We start from the raw sequence: 16,295 nt of genomic DNA on the forward strand, positions 1-16,295 counted from the left end.
AACCGGTGGCGCACCAAGGGCGACCGCCAAGGTATTTTTGGCCAGATGAAAGGGGGCAGGCCGCCGGAGCGGGGGGGTCAATCGTCTTGTCAGAAACAGTTTCCTGATAAACAATTCAGGGGCCGGTCGCCTGTCGCGGCCGGGAAGGGAGGATGACATGACAGGATTGAGAACCGGAGCCCGGCTCGCCGGGCCGCTCGCGGCGCTGGCCGCCTTGTCCGGGGCGGCGTTCGCCCAGGATGGCCCCTTGGCCTGCGGCGAGGATCTGGCCGAAAGCCTCCGCCTTGCCGAGGGCACGCGGGTGACGGCGGTGAGCCATGTGGAGGCCGGCGAGGAGGCGCCGGTGGCCCATTGCCTCGTCTCCGCCGTCACGCAGGAGCGCGAGGGCATGGACGGGGAGAGCTACGCCATCCGCTTCGAAGTGCGCCTCCCGGACGAGTGGAACGGCGATTTCGTCCACCAGTTCAACGGCGGCAACGATGGCGCCGTGGTGCCGGCCTTCGGGCCGCTGATGGGCGCCGACACGTCGGACACGGCGCTGTCGCGCGGCTACGCCGTCGTCTCCAGCGATGCCGGGCACGCGGGCGATGCGCAGGCGGAGACAGCCGGCCTCGCCTCCGGAAACCGCTTCGGCCTCGATGCGCAGGCGCGGCGCAACTACGGCTACGGCGCCGTGGCGGTGCTGGACCCGATCGCCCGCGCGGTGGTCGAGGGCTTCTATGGCAGCGAGATCGGCCACGCCTACGGCGTCGGCGGCAGCAATGGCGGGCGCCACGCGATGATCGCGGCGGCGCGGATGCCGGAGGCCTTCGACGGGCTGCTCATCGGCTACCCCGGCTTCAACCTGCCCAAGGCCGCCGTGCAGCACGCGTGGGACATCCAGGCCTTCAAGTCGATCACCGGCGATGTGCGCACCGCCTTCTCCACCGACGATCTGTCGCTGGTGGCCGAGGAGATGCTGGGCGTCTGCGACGGGTTCGACGGGCTGGAAGACGGGATCATAGGCGACAGCCCCGCCTGCCAGGAGGCTTTCGACGTGACCGCGCTCGCCTGCGAGGACGGCCAGAACGCCGGCTGCCTCGCGCCGGAGCAGACGGAGGTGCTGGCGCGCATCCATGCCGGGCCGACGAACTCCGCCGGCGAGCAGCTCTACTCCCCTTGGGTCTTCGATACCGGGATCGGCAGCGGCGACTGGCGCTTCTGGAAGCTGGAGAGCCCGATCCCGCCGTGGGACAACATGCCCCTGATCGCGACGATGGGGGCGGGCTCGCTCTCCTACATCTTCACCACCCCGCCGACGGAGGTGGGTGGCTCGCCGGCCGAGCTGGAGCAGTTCCTCCTCGATTTCGACTTCGACGAGGACGCGCCGAAGATCTTCGCCACAGACGAGGCCTACTCCGAATCGGCGATGGAGGTGATGACGCCCCCGGGCGCCGATGACCCGGAACTGGCGGAGTTCCGCGATGCCGGGGCGAAGATGATCATCGTGCATGGCAACAGCGACCCGGTGTTCTCGGTCGTCGATACCATTGACTGGTACGAGGCGCTCGACGCCAACAACGGCGGCAACGCGGAGGAGTTCGCGCGGCTCTACACCGTGCCGGGCATGCCGCACGGCGCCGGGGCCAATTCCACCAGCGATTTTGATCTCTTCACCGCGCTGGTGGACTGGGTGGAGAATGGCGAGCAGCCGGGCGCCATCATCGCGGGCACGCTGCCCGGTAGCGAGGCCGAGGCGGCCCTCGGCAGCATCACGCGGCCCCTTTGCCCCTACCCGCAGATCGCCCGCTACGAGAGCGGCGACGAGGCCTCTGCCGATAGCTTCACCTGCGAGTGAGGCTCCTCCCCGCGCCGCCGCCCTCCCGCGGCGGCGCGGACCTAAGCGGGAGGTGGAATTTCTGTGCCAGTCTCTATAAACTCAATAAGGTTGTCGAACATTTTGAGCGACAGGACGAGGCTGGACGACGTGCCTCCACTCTCGTGAAGGTTTCCAATGCGACAGACACCCTATGCAGCAACCGACAGCTTTAGTCCTCCCGCTGAGAACCGTCTCTACCCTGAACTATTCGAGATCCATCGTGATATTCACGGATTATCTCAGGACCTGGAAAACCTCCCGCGACTTCTTGAGATTCAGAGGCGGCTAATTGATGCGATCTTAGAGGCAGAAAGGGAAATTCGGGAAGTCAAGAGAGACAAAGGGGATCCTCGTGAGTGGCAATATGTCCGATATAATTTTCTGTGCCTTGGGGATTGTTTGGCGTTTCTGTACATGGACAGGTTTGCATTGAAGCAGACCTTCTTCGATGTGGATACGGTGAACCCCAAGCAATCTGGTGGTTTCATCACAGACAAGGCTGGCGCCGCTGCAGAGATATCTCTTCTAGAAACTGCTATCGGGCATAAGGTTCCAGCTGTATTATGTGACATCACAAACGTGTTGCGCTATGGCGATATTTGCCTGTTGGGAGGCAGCGATCCTGTTCCTATTGAAGTTAAGTCGTCCAAGACGAAAGACAGTCGAAGCAAGCGCCAAAAAAAGAAGTTAGAAGCTCTTTCTAGCTTTCTTGCTCTGGATCATAGTGAAGGTTTTCGAGGTCTTCCGGGTACAACTCTTAGGGCGGAGTTTGCAGTGCCTCCCAAATCATATTGTGGCCAACTGCAAGAGGCTGTCCAACAAGCAAGCGAGGTAGGCTCCACGAGCTTTGAGGTTGACGATTGCCTGAAAGTTGTTGTCATTATGGAGGATACGCCAGACTACAATGTGCTCTTGAGTGGCTTCGGTTCCTCAAGGGTTCTGGTGAATGCTGTCAATCAGATCAAAACAAACAAGGCTTGGGGTTGTTATTACCCATATGCATTAACTCTCTCAGAGGCCGCGCATTATGAAGGATTTGTTAAGGGACGGGTTCACATTTTCACGTTTCTTGACATGGCAGCCTTCGAGGATAGTTTAGCAATTGAGGGCACAAGGCTGTCCGTCGAGGCCGACGAACATGACATCCAGTGCCAAATCCATTTTTCGAATTTGTTTGCGGAGGACGAAGAAGCTTACTTCATTATTGGGGAGCATATGATGTGCCGAATGTGGACGGATTTCTTGTGTCCAAGTTGGATCGTTCAGAACTCTGTATCTTCGGTAGTAAATAATGTGGAAGCGATTAGGGGCAGCCTATCCACCGCAATGCTAGGAAGTTCGTAAGGGCGGCTCGCATGAATCCTAAGTCAGTTTTTAGAGCCGCCAACCGCTGCGAAGGTCGCTCCGTCCCCAAGCGCTGGCACTCACACGCCCCCACGTTGAAGGTCTGGTTCGGGTCGGAAACACTTGGCAGCCGGGTCAGGACTGCTTGCCATTGGCTCCCGGCAAGATCCAGAAACCCGAGCGTTTGTGCGACATCCCACCCTATTCGGCGGCGATGGCGCGCTGGGCGCGGACGATCTCGCCGATGTTCTCTTCGATCCAGGCGCCGAGGCCGAGCACCCGCTCCGCCAGCCCGTGGCCGAGGGGGGTGAGGGTGTAATCCACCCGGGGCGGCACCTCGTGATGATCCTGCCGGGTGACGATGCCGTCCTCCGCCAGGTTGCGCAGCGTCTCGGTGAGCATCCGCTCGGAGATGCCGCCGATGGTGCTTCGCAGCTCGGAGAAGCGCATCTGCCCGCCTTCCCCCAGCGCGAGGATCACCAGGAGGCCCCAGCGGCTGCTGACATGGCGCAGCACCTGCCGCGACGGGCAGTCGGCGCTCATCAGCCGGCCGCGGAGGGTTTGCGCCTGTTCGGGGGTCGCCATCTTTTTCCCTCACTTACATTTCTGTGGGTACTTACTATTCGTAAGTAGCTCATCTAGGTCAGGGAGGACAGCAGATAAAGGAGACCTTGGAAATGATTGGTGTCACAGGTGCAACCGGCCAGCTTGGCGGGCTGGTGATCGAAGAGCTTCTGAAGCGCGTGAGCCCCGGCGAGATCGTCGCCCTCGTGCGAGACGAGGCGAAGGCCAGGCCGCTGGCGGACAAGGGCGTCGCGGTGCGGCTCGCCGATTACGACAAGCCCGAGACGCTGGCCCCGGCCTTTGAAGGGCTGGACAAGCTGCTGCTGATCTCCGGCTCAGAGGTGGGCCGGCGCGGGCCGCAGCACGAGGCTGTCATCAAGGCGGCGGAAGAGGCGGGCGTGGGCGAGCTGGTCTATACCTCGCTCTACCAGCTGGGTGAGTGGACGGGCGAGCGCGCCACGATCCTTTCGCGGGAGCATCAGGCGACGGAAGATGCGCTGGCCGCGTCCTCGCTGAATGTCACGCTGCTGCGCAACTCGTGGTATTTCGAGAACTACGCGCAGTCGCTGCAGATGGGCGCCGAGCACGGCAGCTTCATCGGCGCCAACGTGGATGCCCCGGTCGCCGCCGCGCCCCGCAGCGACTATGCCGAGGCCGCCGCCATCGTGCTGACGAGGGAGGGCCATACGGGCAAGACCTACGAGCTGGCCGGCGATGACGGTTTCACGATGCCCGAGCTGGCGGAGATCGCGAGTGAGGCCTCGGGCAAGACCATCGCCTACAACCCGCTCCCGCAGGAGGCCTATGCCAAGGCGCTCGAGCAGGTCGGCCTGCCGACGCCGGTCGCCGAGATGCTCGCCGCGTCCGATGCCTCCATCGGCGAGGGCGTGCTGGCACCGGGTTCGAAGGACCTCTCCACGCTGCTCGGCCGGCCGACGACGCCGGTCGAGACCAGCGTACGGCAGCTCTTCAGCTAGCGCCTCGTGGGGGCGGCGGTGCCCACCGCCTCCCCCGTGCCGGTGCCGCGTGACCTCGCAGAGGCGAGGGCGGTCTTCAGATCGCCCTCCATCTTCTGCAGTTCCACCTCGGCGGCGGCGCGCTTCTTCTTGCCCTCGTCGGCGATGGAGAGGCTCTCGTTAATCGTGGCGACGAGGTTCTCGTTCGCCGCCTTCACCGCCTCGATATCGAAGGCGCCGCGCTCCATCTCGGTGCGGATGGCCTTGTTGGCCGTGCGCAGGTTCTCCGCGTTGGCCTTCAGGAGGTCATTCGTCAAGTCGTTCGCCTCCTTCACCGCGCCCGCCGCCTCGGCGCTGCGCTGGATGGTGACCGCCTGCGCCAGCTGCGTCTCCCAGAGGGGGACGGTGTTGACGAGGGTGGAGTTGATCTTGGTGACGAGGGACTTGTCGTTCTCCTGCACCAGCCGGATCGAGGGGAGCGACTGCATCGTCACCTGCCGCGTCAGCCGCAGATCGTGCACGCGGCGCTCCAGATCGTCGCGGGCGGCGCGCAGGTCGCGCAGCTCTTGCGCCGCCATCACGTCATCCTCGCGGACCTTCGCCTCCTTCGCGGGGATCACCTCGCCGTCGAGCTCCGCCAGCTTGGCGGCGCCGGCGGCGATGTAGAGGGCGAGCTCGTCGTAGAAGGCGAGGGTCTTCTCGTAGAGCAGGTCGAGGCTCTCGATATCCTTCAATAGCGCATGTTCGTGCTTGAGAAGGTCATCGGTGATCTTGTCGATCTGGCCCTGCACATCCTCGAACTTGGCGGTGAACTTCGCCATCGGAGAGGCGCGCCCCATCAGCCGCTCGAAGAAGCTGCGCTTGCGGCGCATGTCGAGCTCGGAGAGGGAGAAGCCGCGGATGGTGCTGACGATCTCCCGCAGGCTGTCGCCCGCCGGCCCGACATCCTTGTTGCGCACGCCGGCCAGCATCGACTGGCTGATGCCCTGCAGCTCCGCCTGCGCGGTGGAGCCGAAGCCGACGATGCTCTGCGTGTTGGACAGGTCGATCTGTGCCATGCGCTCGCGGATTGCGGCGGAGATCTCGGGCGTCGCCTCCTCCAGCGGCACCACCTCCTCGGCCTGCGCGGGCTCGGGGAGTATGACGGCGGTCACCTTTTCCACCTCGGCGGTGTTCTTGTCAGCCATGATGATCCCTCACACGCCTTCGCGCTGCAGCCGGTCGCGCAGCACCTTGATTTCGATGTCCATGTTCGTGCGGTCGCTCTCCAGCATCTTCTCGGTGCGGGCGCCGAAGTTCGCCTCCAGATCCGCCAGGAGCGCCTCGTAATCGCCGCGCGCGCCCTCGTCCCGGCGGCGGGCATAGAGCTCGGCGAAGCGGGCGGAGGCGTCGCGGGCACCCATAAGGTAGACGCCGAGGAAGCGGCGCGCCTCCGTCAGGTCGCGCGGGTCTTCCTCCACCGTGCGGATCATCCGGCGGGCGGTGGCCTGGAAGGCGGCGACGCGGTTGTCGAGCCGGCGGTCGGCCAGCGCGGCGATGGCGGCCTGCATCTGGGCGAGGTAGCTCTCCGCCTCGTCGACGACGCGGGCCACACGGTCCTGCTGGAAGTCGTCGACGCCGTCGACGCGCTTGTCGCGCAAGGGGTCGATGCCGAAGGCGACGAGGGCCAGCGCCGTGGCGGCGAGGCCGTAGAGCGCGGGGCCGGCGAGCCCGTCTTCATGGGCGAAGCCGGCGGCGAGGGTGCCGAGGCCGAGGAGTAGCGCGGCGAGGATCTTGCGGGGCAGCGCCGGGCGCCGGGCGGCGGCGCGGGCGTTGTAGGCCGCCTCGGCCCGCAGCCCCTCGCGCATCAGGGTGGCGCCGCCGGCAAGGACGGCCGCCCCGACGAGGCCGGAGACGAGCGACAGCGCGCCGCCGAAGAAGGAGGTGACGAGTAGCAGCACCGCCGGCACGAAGAGCAGGTTCGCCATGCCGCCGGCGGAATCGATCGCCGCCTGGTCGAGCGTCGCCTCGCGGAGCGCCTGGTCGCCCGGGCCGCGGTGGCCGGCCTTCGGCACGTCGCTGGAGCGGGGAGAATACTTGCCGCCGAAGGGCTTCGCCATGGCTCTACAGCCCCCCGATCAGGCCGGTGGAGACGCCGGTGAGCAGCGCGATCAGCACCGCGTAGGCGGTGCCGGTGACGGCCGGGGGCAGGGCGCCCTCACGCGTCAGCGCCGCCGGGCCGGGCCGGCCACGGGCGAGGCGCACGAGCACCAGCGCCGCCAGCGCACAGACGGCGACGAGCGCGATCAGGAAGACGAAGAGCATCAGGCGGATCATGTCTGCTCCAGTTCAGGGCGGGGCCGGGGCCTTGTCTGCATAGATTGGCCCGGCGACGGATTTGGCCAGTCATAGATTTGGTCGCGGGGGGCCTCCTGAAAGGGGGAAAGGCGGAAAAACCCTCCCCCCGGGGGGCTTATCCCCGCCGTTTCGGCCCGGGTTTGCCGCCCGAAGGGGGCTTGCCGCCATGCCCGGCCCGCAGCCCCGGCCCGGTGAAGGGGTTGGCGCGCGTGGGCCGCGCCGCCTCCCCCTGGCGGGTGGGCTTGCCCTTGGGCGCACCCGGCCTGCCCGGGGCACTCCCGGCGCCGCCCGGCTTCGCGTTCCGGCCCGGTTTGCCCGCGGCGCCCGGCTTGCCCCGCGCCCCGGCGGGGCCGCCCTTGCGGGGCGGCTTGCCGCGGCCCGGCTCCTCGGCCGCCTCGCGCTCGCCCAGCTGGTCACGAAGCACCCGGCCCCTCACCTCTTCCACCGTCCCCTCGGGCAGCTTGCCGAGCTGGAAGGGCCCGTAGGAGATGCGGATCAGCCGGTTCACGACGAGGCCCACCGCCTCCATCGCCCGGCGGATCTCGCGGTTCTTGCCCTCGCGCAGGCCGATGGTGAGCCAGGCATTCGCCCCCTGCTGGCGGTCGAGGCGGACCTCCATCGGCTGGAAGCGCTCGCCCTCGATCTCGATGCCCCGGCGCAGCGGCTCCAGCGCCATCTCCTCCGGCGCGCCGTTGACGCGCACCCGGTAGCGGCGCAGCCAGCCGGTGGAGGGCAGCTCCAGCCGGCGCTTGAGGCCGCCGTCGTTGGTGAGGAGCAGCAGCCCCTCGGAGTTGAGGTCGAGCCGGCCGATGGACATCAGGCGCGGCAGATCCTCCGGCAGCTTGTCGAAGATCGTCTCGCGCCCCTTCTCGTCCTTCGCCGTGGTCACGAGGCCCTTGGGCTTGTGGTAGAGCCACAGGCGCGCCGGCTCGGGCGCGGCGACGGGCTTGCCGTCGACGGTGATCCTGTCGCGGTCGGTGACGTTGAGGGCGGGGCTGTCGATGACCTGCCCGTTCACCGCGACGCGCCCCTCGGCGATCATCCGCTCCGCCTCGCGGCGGGAGGCGGCGCCGGCGCGGCTGAGGCGCTTGGCGATGCGCTCGCCGGGCGGGGCGGAGCCCTCGCCTGCGGGCGGCGGGGTAGGCGCGGATCTGGGGCTGCGGGTCATGGTGCCGTCCCTACCCGCTCTCGCGGGCTCTTGCCAGCGGCGCGGGGGCGGGCTCTGGTGGCCGGCATGGATTTTCGCAGCCATATGGGCGAGGCGCTGGAGGAGGCGAGGGCCGCCGCCGGGCGGGGCGAGGTGCCGGTGGGCGCCGTGCTGGTGGCGGCGGACGGCACGGTGCTCGCCCGCACCGGCAACCGGATGCGGGAGCTGCACGACCCCACGGCCCATGCCGAGATGCTCGCCATCCGCGCCGCCTGCGCCGCCGTCGGTTCCGAGCGGCTGCCGGGCGCCGCCCTCTACGTGACGCTCGAACCCTGCCCGATGTGCGCCGCCGCCCTTTCCGCCGCCCGCATCGCCCGGCTGGTCTACGGCGCGGCGGACCCGAAGTCGGGCGGCATCGCGCAGGGCCCCCGGGTGTTCAGCCACCCCCAGTGCCACCACGTGCCCGAGGTGATCGACGGCATCCGCGAGGCGGAATCGGCGGAGCTCATGCGCGGGTTCTTCGGCGCGCGGCGGTTGTGAGGGGGAGGGCGGTGCCGGGCTGAAGCCTGCGGAGACGTCTCCCGCCACCGGCTCTGTCCCCCGGCCGCCGCGTCTTCCCCGCCCGGTACGCGCCAAAGGCGCAGGGCGAGCGCCGGCCCGTCCCGCAGGCTGGCGCTCCGGTGACGTTCGCGCGGAGGTCAGAGCGGGGAGGCAGTTGTACCATAAAGCCCACACGCGGAATCATAGGTGCGCACCCCACGGGCCGGCGCTCGCCCTGCGCCTGCGATGGGGCGCCCGGTTGATGGCGGGGTGGTGGGTTACAAGCCCACCCTACGAGGTCCACGACGCTCGGGCGCCCCCGTCGCACCCTGTCCCCCCTGTCTTTGGTCCCAAAAATCCCGGGGGGCTCCGGGGGGCTGGCCCCCCGGTCCCGCACTCTGCCACCCGGCGCACCGTCCCCGCGACGCCTTGTTGATGCGCCCGCGCGGGGCGATACTCGCGCCATGAGTCTCCCCCCCACCTTCCTCGACGATCTGAAGACGCGCCTCAGTCTCGGGCAGGTCGTCGGCCGCAAGGTCATCTGGGATCGCAAGAAGTCCAACCCCGCGAAGGGGGACCTCTGGGCGCCCTGCCCGTTCCACCAGGAGAAGACGGCGTCCTTCCATGTCGATGACCGGAAGGGCTTCTACTACTGCTTCGGCTGCCACGCGAAGGGCGACGCCGTCTCCTTCGTGCGGGAGACGGAGAACATGGGCTTCATGGAGGCCATCGAGCTTCTCGCCCGCGAGGCGGGGATGGAGATGCCGGCGCGCGACCCTCGCGCTGCCGAGAAGGCCGACGAGCGCGCCAAGCTGACGGACGTCATGGAGGCGGCGCTCAAGTTCTACCGCCTGCAGCTGAAGACGGGCGCCGCCGCCGAGGCGCGCGACTACCTCGCCGGCCGGGGGCTGACGCCCGCCGCGATCGACCGGTGGGAGATCGCCTTCGCCCCCAACGACCGAACGGCGCTGTCGAGGCACCTGCAGGGGCAGGGCATCTCCACGGCGCAGGCCGACGAGGCGGGGCTGGTCATCGTCCCCGACGATGGCGGCGCGCCCTATGACCGGTTCCGGGGGCGCATCCTCTTCCCCATCCGCGACGGGCGGGGGCGGCTGATCGCCTTCGGCGGGCGGGCGATGGACCCGAACGCGCGGGCCAAGTACCTCAATTCGCCGGAGACGCCGCTCTTCGACAAGGGCCGCTCGCTCTTCAACCACCAGCGCGCCCGCGAGGCGGCGGGGAAAGGGCACCCGCTCGTCGTCGCCGAGGGCTACATGGATGTCATCGCGCTGGCCGAGGCCGGGTTCGAGGCGGCGGTGGCGCCGCTCGGCACGGCAGTCACCGCCGACCAGCTGCAGCTCCTCTGGCGGATCTCCGACGAGCCGGTCATCGCGCTCGATGGCGATGCCGCCGGCCAGCGCGCGGCGCTGCGGGTGATCGACCTCGCCCTGCCGCTGCTGGAGGCCGGCAAGTCGCTCCGCGTGGCGCTGATGCCCGAGGGGCAGGACCCGGATGACCTGATCCGCGCCAAGGGGCGGGAGGCCATGTCTGACGTCATCGAGGGCGCCCGCCCGCTGATCGACCTCCTCTGGCAGCGGGAGACGGAAGGCCGCGTCCTCGACAGCCCGGAGCGGAGGGCGGCGCTCGACAAGCGCCTGCGCGAGGTGATCGGCACCATCAAGGACCGCTCGCTCCGCCGCCACTACGGCGAGGAGATCGGCCGTCTGCGCCGGGAGGCCTTCGGCGGTGGAGGCGGCGGTGGCGGCGGCGACCGGCGGGAGGGCCGCCGCGAGTGGCAGCCGCGCGGCGAGTGGCGCGGCAAGGGGCGTGACGGGCGCGGGGTCTTCCTGCCGGCGGTGCGCGCCGAATCGCGGGCGACGATCATGGTCGAGGGCGGCGAGGACAGGATGCAGGAGGCCGCGATCCTCGGCATCCTCGCCGCCACGCCGGCCGTTCTGCCGGAGTTCCTGAGCGAGCTGGAGATGTTCGATTGCCGCCATCCGCCCCATGAAGCGCTGCGCCAGGCGCTCATCCGGGCCGCCGAGGCGAAGGAGCCGGGTGTTGCGCTGGAGGCCGAGGTGGGTGCGCAGGCCCTTGAAAATCTCCGCTCCGACCGCCATCTGGCCGTCATCCCTGCCATCCGCCGGGCCGGAGACGCCGCCCTTGCGCGCCTCTCCGTGGCCGAGGGACTGGCGGGGCTGAAGGCGCGGCGCGGCCACGAGGCGGCGCTCGCGGAGGCGATGGAGGATATCGGCGAGGTCGAGGATGAATGGCTCACCCGCCGCCTGGAAGAAGCGGCCGCGGCGCTCGATCCGACGCGGCGACTCGAGGCGGGGGACAAGCGGGCTACATTGACCGCACCGAACGGCCTCGCCGTGGACAGGGAAGAGAGCGCGGCTCTCGATGCGCTGATCGGCCAGCTTGGCCAGATGAAACCGCCGAAAGGGCGGCAGCGTTAGGCTCCACCTGGGGCCGGGAGGGGTGCTCCGGCCCGTGCCGGACACGCATGACGCAGATTTTGCTGCGGGGCGGTTGCGAATCACCGGACCCCGCGATTGATTCGAATGATCGGTTGAGGGGCGAATCACTTCCTTCGCCCCGATCCCTGTGATGAGGAGCGCCCCATGGCGAAGGACACCGACGACGCCCCGCAGACCGAAGAACAGGATGGGGACATCTCGCTCGACATGAGCCAGGCCGCCGTCAAGCGGATGATTGCCGAGGCGCGCGAGAAAGGGTCCATCACCTACGACCAGCTCAACGCGGTGCTCCCGCCCGATCAGGTCTCTTCCGACCAGATCGAGGATGTCATGGCGATGCTCTCCGAGATGGGCATCCAGGTGACGGACGAGGACGAGGACGGCGAGGAGGAGGCCGAGGACGGCAAGGGCGGCTCCCGCGAGGTCGCGACGACCTCCTCGGGCGGGCGCGATGTCACGCTCGGCTCCGGCGAGCAGGAAAAGCTCGACCGCACCGATGACCCGGTGCGCATGTACCTGCGCGAGATGGGCTCGGTCGAGCTGCTCTCCCGCGAGGGCGAGATCGCCATCGCCAAGCGCATCGAGGCCGGCCGCAACACGATGATCGCGGGCCTCTGCGAGAGCCCGCTGACCTTCCAGGCCATCACCATCTGGCGCGACGAGCTTCTCAGCGAAGACATCCTGCTGCGCGACGTGATCGACCTCGAGGCGACCTTCGGCAACCAGCTCGGCGACGAGGATGACGACACGCCCGTCGTCGATGGCGGCTCCACCGAGGAGAGCAGCTCCGAGGGAAATCGCGAGAAGGGCACCGAGCTCGACGCCGACGGCAACCCCATCTCCCGCGATGACGACGACGACGATGACGAGCAGGCCAACATGAGCCTCGCCGCCATGGAAGCGGCGCTCAAGCCCCGCGTGCTGGAGACGCTGGACGAGATCGCCGACGATTTCGGCCGCCTGTCGGAGATGCAGGATGCCCGCATGTCGGCCACCCTGAACGAGGACGACAGCTTCTCCTCCGTCGCCGAGGGCGAGTACCAGTCCCTGCGCTCGCGCATCGTGGAGCGGGTGAACTCGCTGCACCTGCACAACGGCCGGATCGAGGCGCTGATGGATCAGCTCTACGGTCTCAACCGGCGCGTCATGTCCATCGACAGCGGCATGGTGAAGCTGGCTGACCAGGCCCGCATCAACCGCCGCGAGTTCATCGATGCCTATCGCGGCCGCGAGCTCGACCCCTCGTGGCTGGAGGAGATGAGCGAGAAGTCCGGCCGCGGCTGGCAGGCCCTGATCGAGCGCTCGTCGGAGCGGATCGAGGCGCTGCGCTCAGAGATGGCGCAGGTCGGCCAGTATGTCGGCGTCGACATCTCCGAGTTCCGCCGCATCGTGCAGCAGGTGCAGAAGGGTGAGAAGGAGGCGCGGGCCGCCAAGAAGGAGATGGTGGAAGCCAACCTCCGCCTCGTGATCTCCATCGCCAAGAAGTACACGAACCGCGGTCTGCAGTTCCTCGACCTCATCCAGGAGGGGAACATCGGCCTGATGAAGGCGGTCGACAAGTTCGAGTATCGCCGCGGCTACAAGTTCTCCACCTACGCGACGTGGTGGATCCGGCAGGCGATCACACGCAGCATCGCGGACCAGGCGCGGACGATCCGCATCCCGGTCCACATGATCGAGACGATCAACAAGCTCGTCCGCACCGGCCGGCAGATGCTGCACGAGATCGGCCGCGAGCCGACGCCGGAAGAGCTGGCCGAGAAGCTGCAGATGCCGCTCGAGAAGGTCCGCAAGGTGATGAAGATCGCCAAGGAGCCGATCTCCCTCGAGACGCCCATCGGCGACGAGGAGGATTCGCAACTCGGTGACTTCATCGAGGACAAGAACGCCATCCTGCCGCTGGATTCGGCCATTCAGGAGAACCTGAAGGAGACGACGACGCGGGTTCTGGCCTCGCTGACACCCCGCGAGGAGCGGGTGCTGCGCATGCGCTTCGGCATCGGCATGAACACCGACCACACGCTCGAAGAGGTCGGCCAGCAGTTCTCCGTCACCCGCGAGCGCATCCGCCAGATCGAGGCGAAGGCGCTGCGCAAGCTCAAGCACCCCAGCCGGAGCCGGAAGCTGCGCAGCTTCCTGGATCAATAAAGGTGAGCCTGTTCTCCAAACTCTTCGGCGGCGGCGGCAAGGGCGAATCCCCGGCCGCCGCGGCCGAGCCGGACATGCACGAGGGCTTTGCCATCTACCCCGAGCCGATCCGCGAAGGCTCCAAGTGGCGCATCGCGGCGCGGATCGAGAAGGACGGCAAGACCCACCAGCTCATCCGGGCCGACACGCTGGAGACGGAGGAGGCCGCCGTGCAGGCCTCCCTCGGCAAGGCGCGGCTGATGATCGACCAGATGGGCGAGCGCATCTTCGACTGACGTCGAAGGCCGGGGGCGACCCTCGCGCGGCGGGCGATTGACGCCGCGCGCATTTGTCATAATTTTGTTACATGACAGCGCTCCCGGGCCTTCGGGCTGCCTCGCGGCCCCTGCTCCTCCCGGCCGACCGGCTCGCCCGGACGGTGCTGTACCTGCTTCTCCTCGGCGATGTCTGCCTCGTCGGAGTCTCGACCCTGCTGGAGCTGCGGCTGATCCTCGGCGGCGAGGTCAACGGCCGGCTCCACAACCTCATGCGGCTGAACAACGATTTCGGCGTGCCGGAGTGCTTCAACTTCCTGAAATGGAGCATCGCGCTCCTCGCTTTCGGCCTCGCCTGGCTGCCCGGCCGGCGCCTCGCCAGCCTCTGCCTTCTGCTCATCACCGCCCTGATCTTCGCCGATGACATCGGCCAGATCCACGAGGCCGTCGGCGCCCGGCTCGCCGCGGCGGTGGAGGGGCCCGGCCCCCTCGGCCTGCGGATCGAGGACGTGGGGGAGCTGGTCTACTGGGCGCTGCAGGGGCTCGTCGTGCTCGCCCTGCTGGTGGCCGCCTACCGGGCCGGCGACGGCGTCGAGCGGGCGTTCGTGCTGGCCTTCGGCCTCGCCATCGGCGGCATGATCGTCGCCGGCGCCGGGTTCGACATGCTCCATTCCGCGGTGGACCGGCCGCTCTGGCTGCACCGGGTGATCGCCGTGGCCGAGGACGGCGGGGAGATGGTGTTCATCAGCCTCGCCTGCGTCTGCGCCATCGGCCTCGCGCGGTAGGCGCGCCGGCGCTAGCGCCTCAGTTCACCGGCATCACGAATATCTCTCGCACGTCCGCCCGGGGATTCGCCTCCAGCGCGTGCATCACGGCACCCGCCACGTCCTCCGCCTGCAGCTTGTCGGGCTTGCCGACCTCGAAGAAGGGCGTGTCCACCATGCCCGGCGCGATGAGGGTGCAGCGCCCGCCCCATTCGCGCATCTCCTCGGCGAGGTTGCCGGCAAAGCCGTGGACGAACCATTTCGACGCCCCGTAGATCGAGCTCTTGATGTGCCGTCGCCCGGCGGCGGAGCCGGTGAGCAGCATGTGCCCCGTGCTCCGGTGCAGGTGCGGCAGCGCCGCCTGCGCGGTGTAGAGCAGGCCCATGATGTTGAGATCGATGAGCCCGCGCCAATCCTCCACGTCCCCGCCCTCGACGCCGGAGCCCTTGAGCCCCCGGCCGGCATTGGCGAAGGCGGCATCGACGGCGCCGTAGCGGGCGGCGAGCTGCTCCAGCGCGCCGGCCTGGCTCTCGAGGCTGGTCGCGTCGCCGGGCAGGGGCAGGGCGGCGTCGCCGAGCTCGCCGGCCAGCGCCTGCAGCTTCTCCTCGCTGCGCGCGAAGAGGCCGACATTCCAGCCGGCGGCGACGGCCGCGCGGGCGGTGGCGGCGCCGATGCCGGAGGAGGCGCCGGTGATGAAGAGGGTGCGGGTCATGTTGTCTCTCCGATGTCTGTCCGGGGCTCTTCCTCGATGGGTTCGACCCAGAGCGCCTGGACGAGGATGTAGATGGTCAGGGTGAAGGGCGCCGCGATGACGATGCCGGCGGGCCCGAAGACGGTGCCCATGCCGACGAAGGAGAACATCAGCAGCGCCGGCGGCAGCGAGGCGATCTTCTGGTGGATGATCGGCAGGATGATGTTCGATTCCACCTGCTGGACGACGATGTAGAGCACGATCGTCCACAGCACAGTGCCGCTGCCATCCATGCTGATGGCGAGGATGATCGCCGGAATGGCGGAGACGATGGGCCCGATGAGCGGCACGAACTCCGACAGGCCGGCGATGATGCCGAGCAGGAGCGGGGCGGGCAGGCCGAGCCACCATGTGCCGAGGCCGGTGAGCACCGCGACGACAGCCATCGAGATGGCCTTGCCCCAGAGCCAGGCCTTCAGCCCGCGACCCGCCCGCTCCAGCGCGAAGGCCAGCGGCGGCCGGCGCTTCGGCGGGGCGAGCCGCAGCGCGCCCTCGGCATATTCGCGGGGCTGCGCGGCGAGGAAGGCGCCGGTGATGACGACGAGCAGCACCCCGGCGAGCGCATTGACGAGGCCTGTCGTGTAGGCCGTCGCCTCGTCCATCATCGCGCCCATCGAGAGGCGGGCATTCGGGAAGAACTGGTCGAGCCACGACTGCACGGAATTGATCGCCGTCGGCCATCCCTCCGACAGGCTGGCGAACTGGCGCGTCAGGTCGGTCGCCGTGAAGAAGATCGCCAGCCCGAGCGCGAGGACGATCAGCAGCAGGACGATGCCGACGCCGATGGCGCGGTTGATGAAGGAGACGCGCAGGAACGGGCGGACCAGCGTGTCGAGGATGGTCGCCACCACGATGCCGCCGAAGAGCAGCGCCAGCGCGTGTCGCACGTACCAGAGGAGGAAGAACACCGCGACGAGCCCCAGCACGATGAGCACCCGAACGGAGAAGCCGGAGACGGTGCGCCCGTCCCGCCAGAGCGGCCTCCGGCCCGCGGGATCGTCCGGCTGCGGTCTTTCCGTCACGCCTTTGCTCGCCATGCGGGCCTCCCTCGCTTGCAGGTGCAACTCACCTGCTCGCGCAGCGTTCCCGGAAAAGTGAGGGGCGGGCGGCGCCTTGCACCCGCCGGCGGGGCGGGGAACACTCGGCGCGGAC

At 68.3% G+C, this 16,295-nt stretch carries 15 protein-coding genes; 8 read left to right on the forward strand and 7 right to left on the reverse strand.

Annotated features, from left to right (window positions below):
- Positions 1-157: 157 nt before the first annotated feature.
- Both GY170_RS01165 and GY170_RS01170 read left to right on the forward strand, forming a co-directional pair.
- Entirely contained in the window at positions 158-1,837 is a 1,680-nt protein-coding gene (locus GY170_RS01165; RefSeq protein ID WP_163889192.1) for a tannase/feruloyl esterase family alpha/beta hydrolase, read from the forward strand.
- A 156-nt stretch (positions 1,838-1,993) separates the two neighbouring features.
- Positions 1,994-3,202, forward strand: coding sequence for a hypothetical protein (locus tag GY170_RS01170; protein WP_163889194.1), 1,209 nt, complete (start codon positions 1,994-1,996; stop codon positions 3,200-3,202).
- A 201-nt stretch (positions 3,203-3,403) separates the two neighbouring features.
- Here GY170_RS01170 and GY170_RS01175 read toward each other — a convergent pair whose 3' ends face one another.
- Positions 3,404-3,787, reverse strand: a complete 384-nt coding sequence (locus tag GY170_RS01175; protein ID WP_163889196.1) for a winged helix-turn-helix transcriptional regulator — start codon at positions 3,785-3,787, stop codon at positions 3,404-3,406.
- Positions 3,788-3,879: 92 nt separating this feature from the next.
- Between GY170_RS01175 and GY170_RS01180 the strand changes: the two genes are divergently transcribed.
- Positions 3,880-4,743, forward strand: a complete 864-nt coding sequence (locus GY170_RS01180) for an SDR family oxidoreductase (RefSeq protein WP_163889198.1) — start codon at positions 3,880-3,882, stop codon at positions 4,741-4,743.
- On the opposite strand, the gene GY170_RS01185 is transcribed toward GY170_RS01180, so the two are convergent.
- From GY170_RS01185 to GY170_RS01200, 4 genes are all read right to left on the reverse strand, one after another.
- Entirely contained in the window at positions 4,740-5,909 is a 1,170-nt protein-coding gene (locus GY170_RS01185; protein WP_163889199.1) for a toxic anion resistance protein, read from the reverse strand. The genes GY170_RS01180 and GY170_RS01185 overlap by 4 nt on opposite strands.
- 9 nt (positions 5,910-5,918) lie before the next feature.
- The gene (locus tag GY170_RS01190) at positions 5,919-6,821 is read right to left on the reverse strand and encodes a 5-bromo-4-chloroindolyl phosphate hydrolysis family protein (protein ID WP_163889201.1); all 903 of its coding nucleotides are present in this window, start codon (positions 6,819-6,821) and stop codon (positions 5,919-5,921) included.
- 4 nt (positions 6,822-6,825) lie between these two features.
- A complete protein-coding gene (locus GY170_RS01195; RefSeq protein ID WP_163889203.1) occupies positions 6,826-7,038 on the reverse strand; it encodes a hypothetical protein in 213 nt (70 codons plus the stop codon).
- Between the two features lie 136 nt (positions 7,039-7,174).
- Positions 7,175-8,227, reverse strand: a complete 1,053-nt coding sequence (locus GY170_RS01200; RefSeq protein WP_163889205.1) for a pseudouridine synthase — start codon at positions 8,225-8,227, stop codon at positions 7,175-7,177.
- A gap of 66 nt (positions 8,228-8,293) precedes the next feature.
- On the opposite strand from GY170_RS01200, the gene GY170_RS01205 reads away from it, so the two are divergent.
- From GY170_RS01205 to GY170_RS01225, 5 genes are all read left to right on the forward strand, one after another.
- Positions 8,294-8,746 carry a nucleoside deaminase gene (locus GY170_RS01205; RefSeq protein ID WP_163889207.1) on the forward strand — a complete coding sequence of 151 codons (453 nt, stop codon included), beginning with the start codon at positions 8,294-8,296 and terminating at the stop codon, positions 8,744-8,746.
- Positions 8,747-9,210: 464 nt separating this feature from the next.
- Complete coding sequence (gene dnaG, locus GY170_RS01210) at positions 9,211-11,205, forward strand: DNA primase (RefSeq protein WP_163889208.1); 1,995 nt, start codon at positions 9,211-9,213, stop codon at positions 11,203-11,205.
- A gap of 165 nt (positions 11,206-11,370) precedes the next feature.
- Positions 11,371-13,374, forward strand: coding sequence for an RNA polymerase sigma factor RpoD (rpoD, locus tag GY170_RS01215; RefSeq protein ID WP_163889210.1), 2,004 nt, complete (start codon positions 11,371-11,373; stop codon positions 13,372-13,374).
- 2 nt (positions 13,375-13,376) lie between these two features.
- Entirely contained in the window at positions 13,377-13,649 is a 273-nt protein-coding gene (locus GY170_RS01220) for an HlyU family transcriptional regulator (RefSeq protein ID WP_163889212.1), read from the forward strand.
- Positions 13,650-13,720: 71 nt separating this feature from the next.
- Positions 13,721-14,413 carry a DUF8692 domain-containing protein gene (locus tag GY170_RS01225; protein WP_163889214.1) on the forward strand — a complete coding sequence of 231 codons (693 nt, stop codon included), beginning with the start codon at positions 13,721-13,723 and terminating at the stop codon, positions 14,411-14,413.
- A gap of 19 nt (positions 14,414-14,432) precedes the next feature.
- Here the strand turns inward: GY170_RS01225 and GY170_RS01230 are convergent, their stop codons facing one another.
- The gene (locus GY170_RS01230) at positions 14,433-15,104 is read right to left on the reverse strand and encodes an SDR family oxidoreductase (RefSeq protein ID WP_163889216.1); all 672 of its coding nucleotides are present in this window, start codon (positions 15,102-15,104) and stop codon (positions 14,433-14,435) included.
- The gene (locus tag GY170_RS01235) at positions 15,101-16,180 is read right to left on the reverse strand and encodes an AI-2E family transporter (RefSeq protein WP_163889218.1); all 1,080 of its coding nucleotides are present in this window, start codon (positions 16,178-16,180) and stop codon (positions 15,101-15,103) included. The genes GY170_RS01230 and GY170_RS01235 overlap by 4 nt, the downstream gene beginning before the upstream one ends.
- Positions 16,181-16,295 lie beyond the last annotated feature (115 nt).

This window comes from Pseudoroseicyclus tamaricis, assembly GCF_012070395.1.
Classification (GTDB): Bacteria; Pseudomonadota; Alphaproteobacteria; order Rhodobacterales; family Rhodobacteraceae; genus Pseudoroseicyclus_A; species Pseudoroseicyclus_A tamaricis.

What these genes read in the sequence shown, in the direction of transcription:
- GY170_RS01205 (WP_163889207.1), top strand. Translation starts at nt 8,294, where the DNA reads ATGGATTTTCGCAGCCATATGGGCGAGGCGCTGGAGGAGGCGAGGGCC.
- GY170_RS01170 (WP_163889194.1), top strand. Translation starts at nt 1,994, where the DNA reads ATGCGACAGACACCCTATGCAGCAACCGACAGCTTTAGTCCTCCCGCT.
- GY170_RS01225 (WP_163889214.1), top strand. Translation starts at nt 13,721, where the DNA reads ATGACAGCGCTCCCGGGCCTTCGGGCTGCCTCGCGGCCCCTGCTCCTC.
- GY170_RS01195 (WP_163889203.1), bottom strand. Translation starts at nt 7,038, where the DNA reads ATGATCCGCCTGATGCTCTTCGTCTTCCTGATCGCGCTCGTCGCCGTC.
- rpoD (WP_163889210.1), top strand. Translation starts at nt 11,371, where the DNA reads ATGGCGAAGGACACCGACGACGCCCCGCAGACCGAAGAACAGGATGGG.
- GY170_RS01235 (WP_163889218.1), bottom strand. Translation starts at nt 16,180, where the DNA reads ATGGCGAGCAAAGGCGTGACGGAAAGACCGCAGCCGGACGATCCCGCG.
- GY170_RS01230 (WP_163889216.1), bottom strand. Translation starts at nt 15,104, where the DNA reads ATGACCCGCACCCTCTTCATCACCGGCGCCTCCTCCGGCATCGGCGCC.
- dnaG (WP_163889208.1), top strand. Translation starts at nt 9,211, where the DNA reads ATGAGTCTCCCCCCCACCTTCCTCGACGATCTGAAGACGCGCCTCAGT.
- GY170_RS01200 (WP_163889205.1), bottom strand. Translation starts at nt 8,227, where the DNA reads ATGACCCGCAGCCCCAGATCCGCGCCTACCCCGCCGCCCGCAGGCGAG.
- GY170_RS01185 (WP_163889199.1), bottom strand. Translation starts at nt 5,909, where the DNA reads ATGGCTGACAAGAACACCGCCGAGGTGGAAAAGGTGACCGCCGTCATA.
- GY170_RS01165 (WP_163889192.1), top strand. Translation starts at nt 158, where the DNA reads ATGACAGGATTGAGAACCGGAGCCCGGCTCGCCGGGCCGCTCGCGGCG.
- GY170_RS01190 (WP_163889201.1), bottom strand. Translation starts at nt 6,821, where the DNA reads ATGGCGAAGCCCTTCGGCGGCAAGTATTCTCCCCGCTCCAGCGACGTG.
- GY170_RS01180 (WP_163889198.1), top strand. Translation starts at nt 3,880, where the DNA reads ATGATTGGTGTCACAGGTGCAACCGGCCAGCTTGGCGGGCTGGTGATC.
- GY170_RS01175 (WP_163889196.1), bottom strand. Translation starts at nt 3,787, where the DNA reads ATGGCGACCCCCGAACAGGCGCAAACCCTCCGCGGCCGGCTGATGAGC.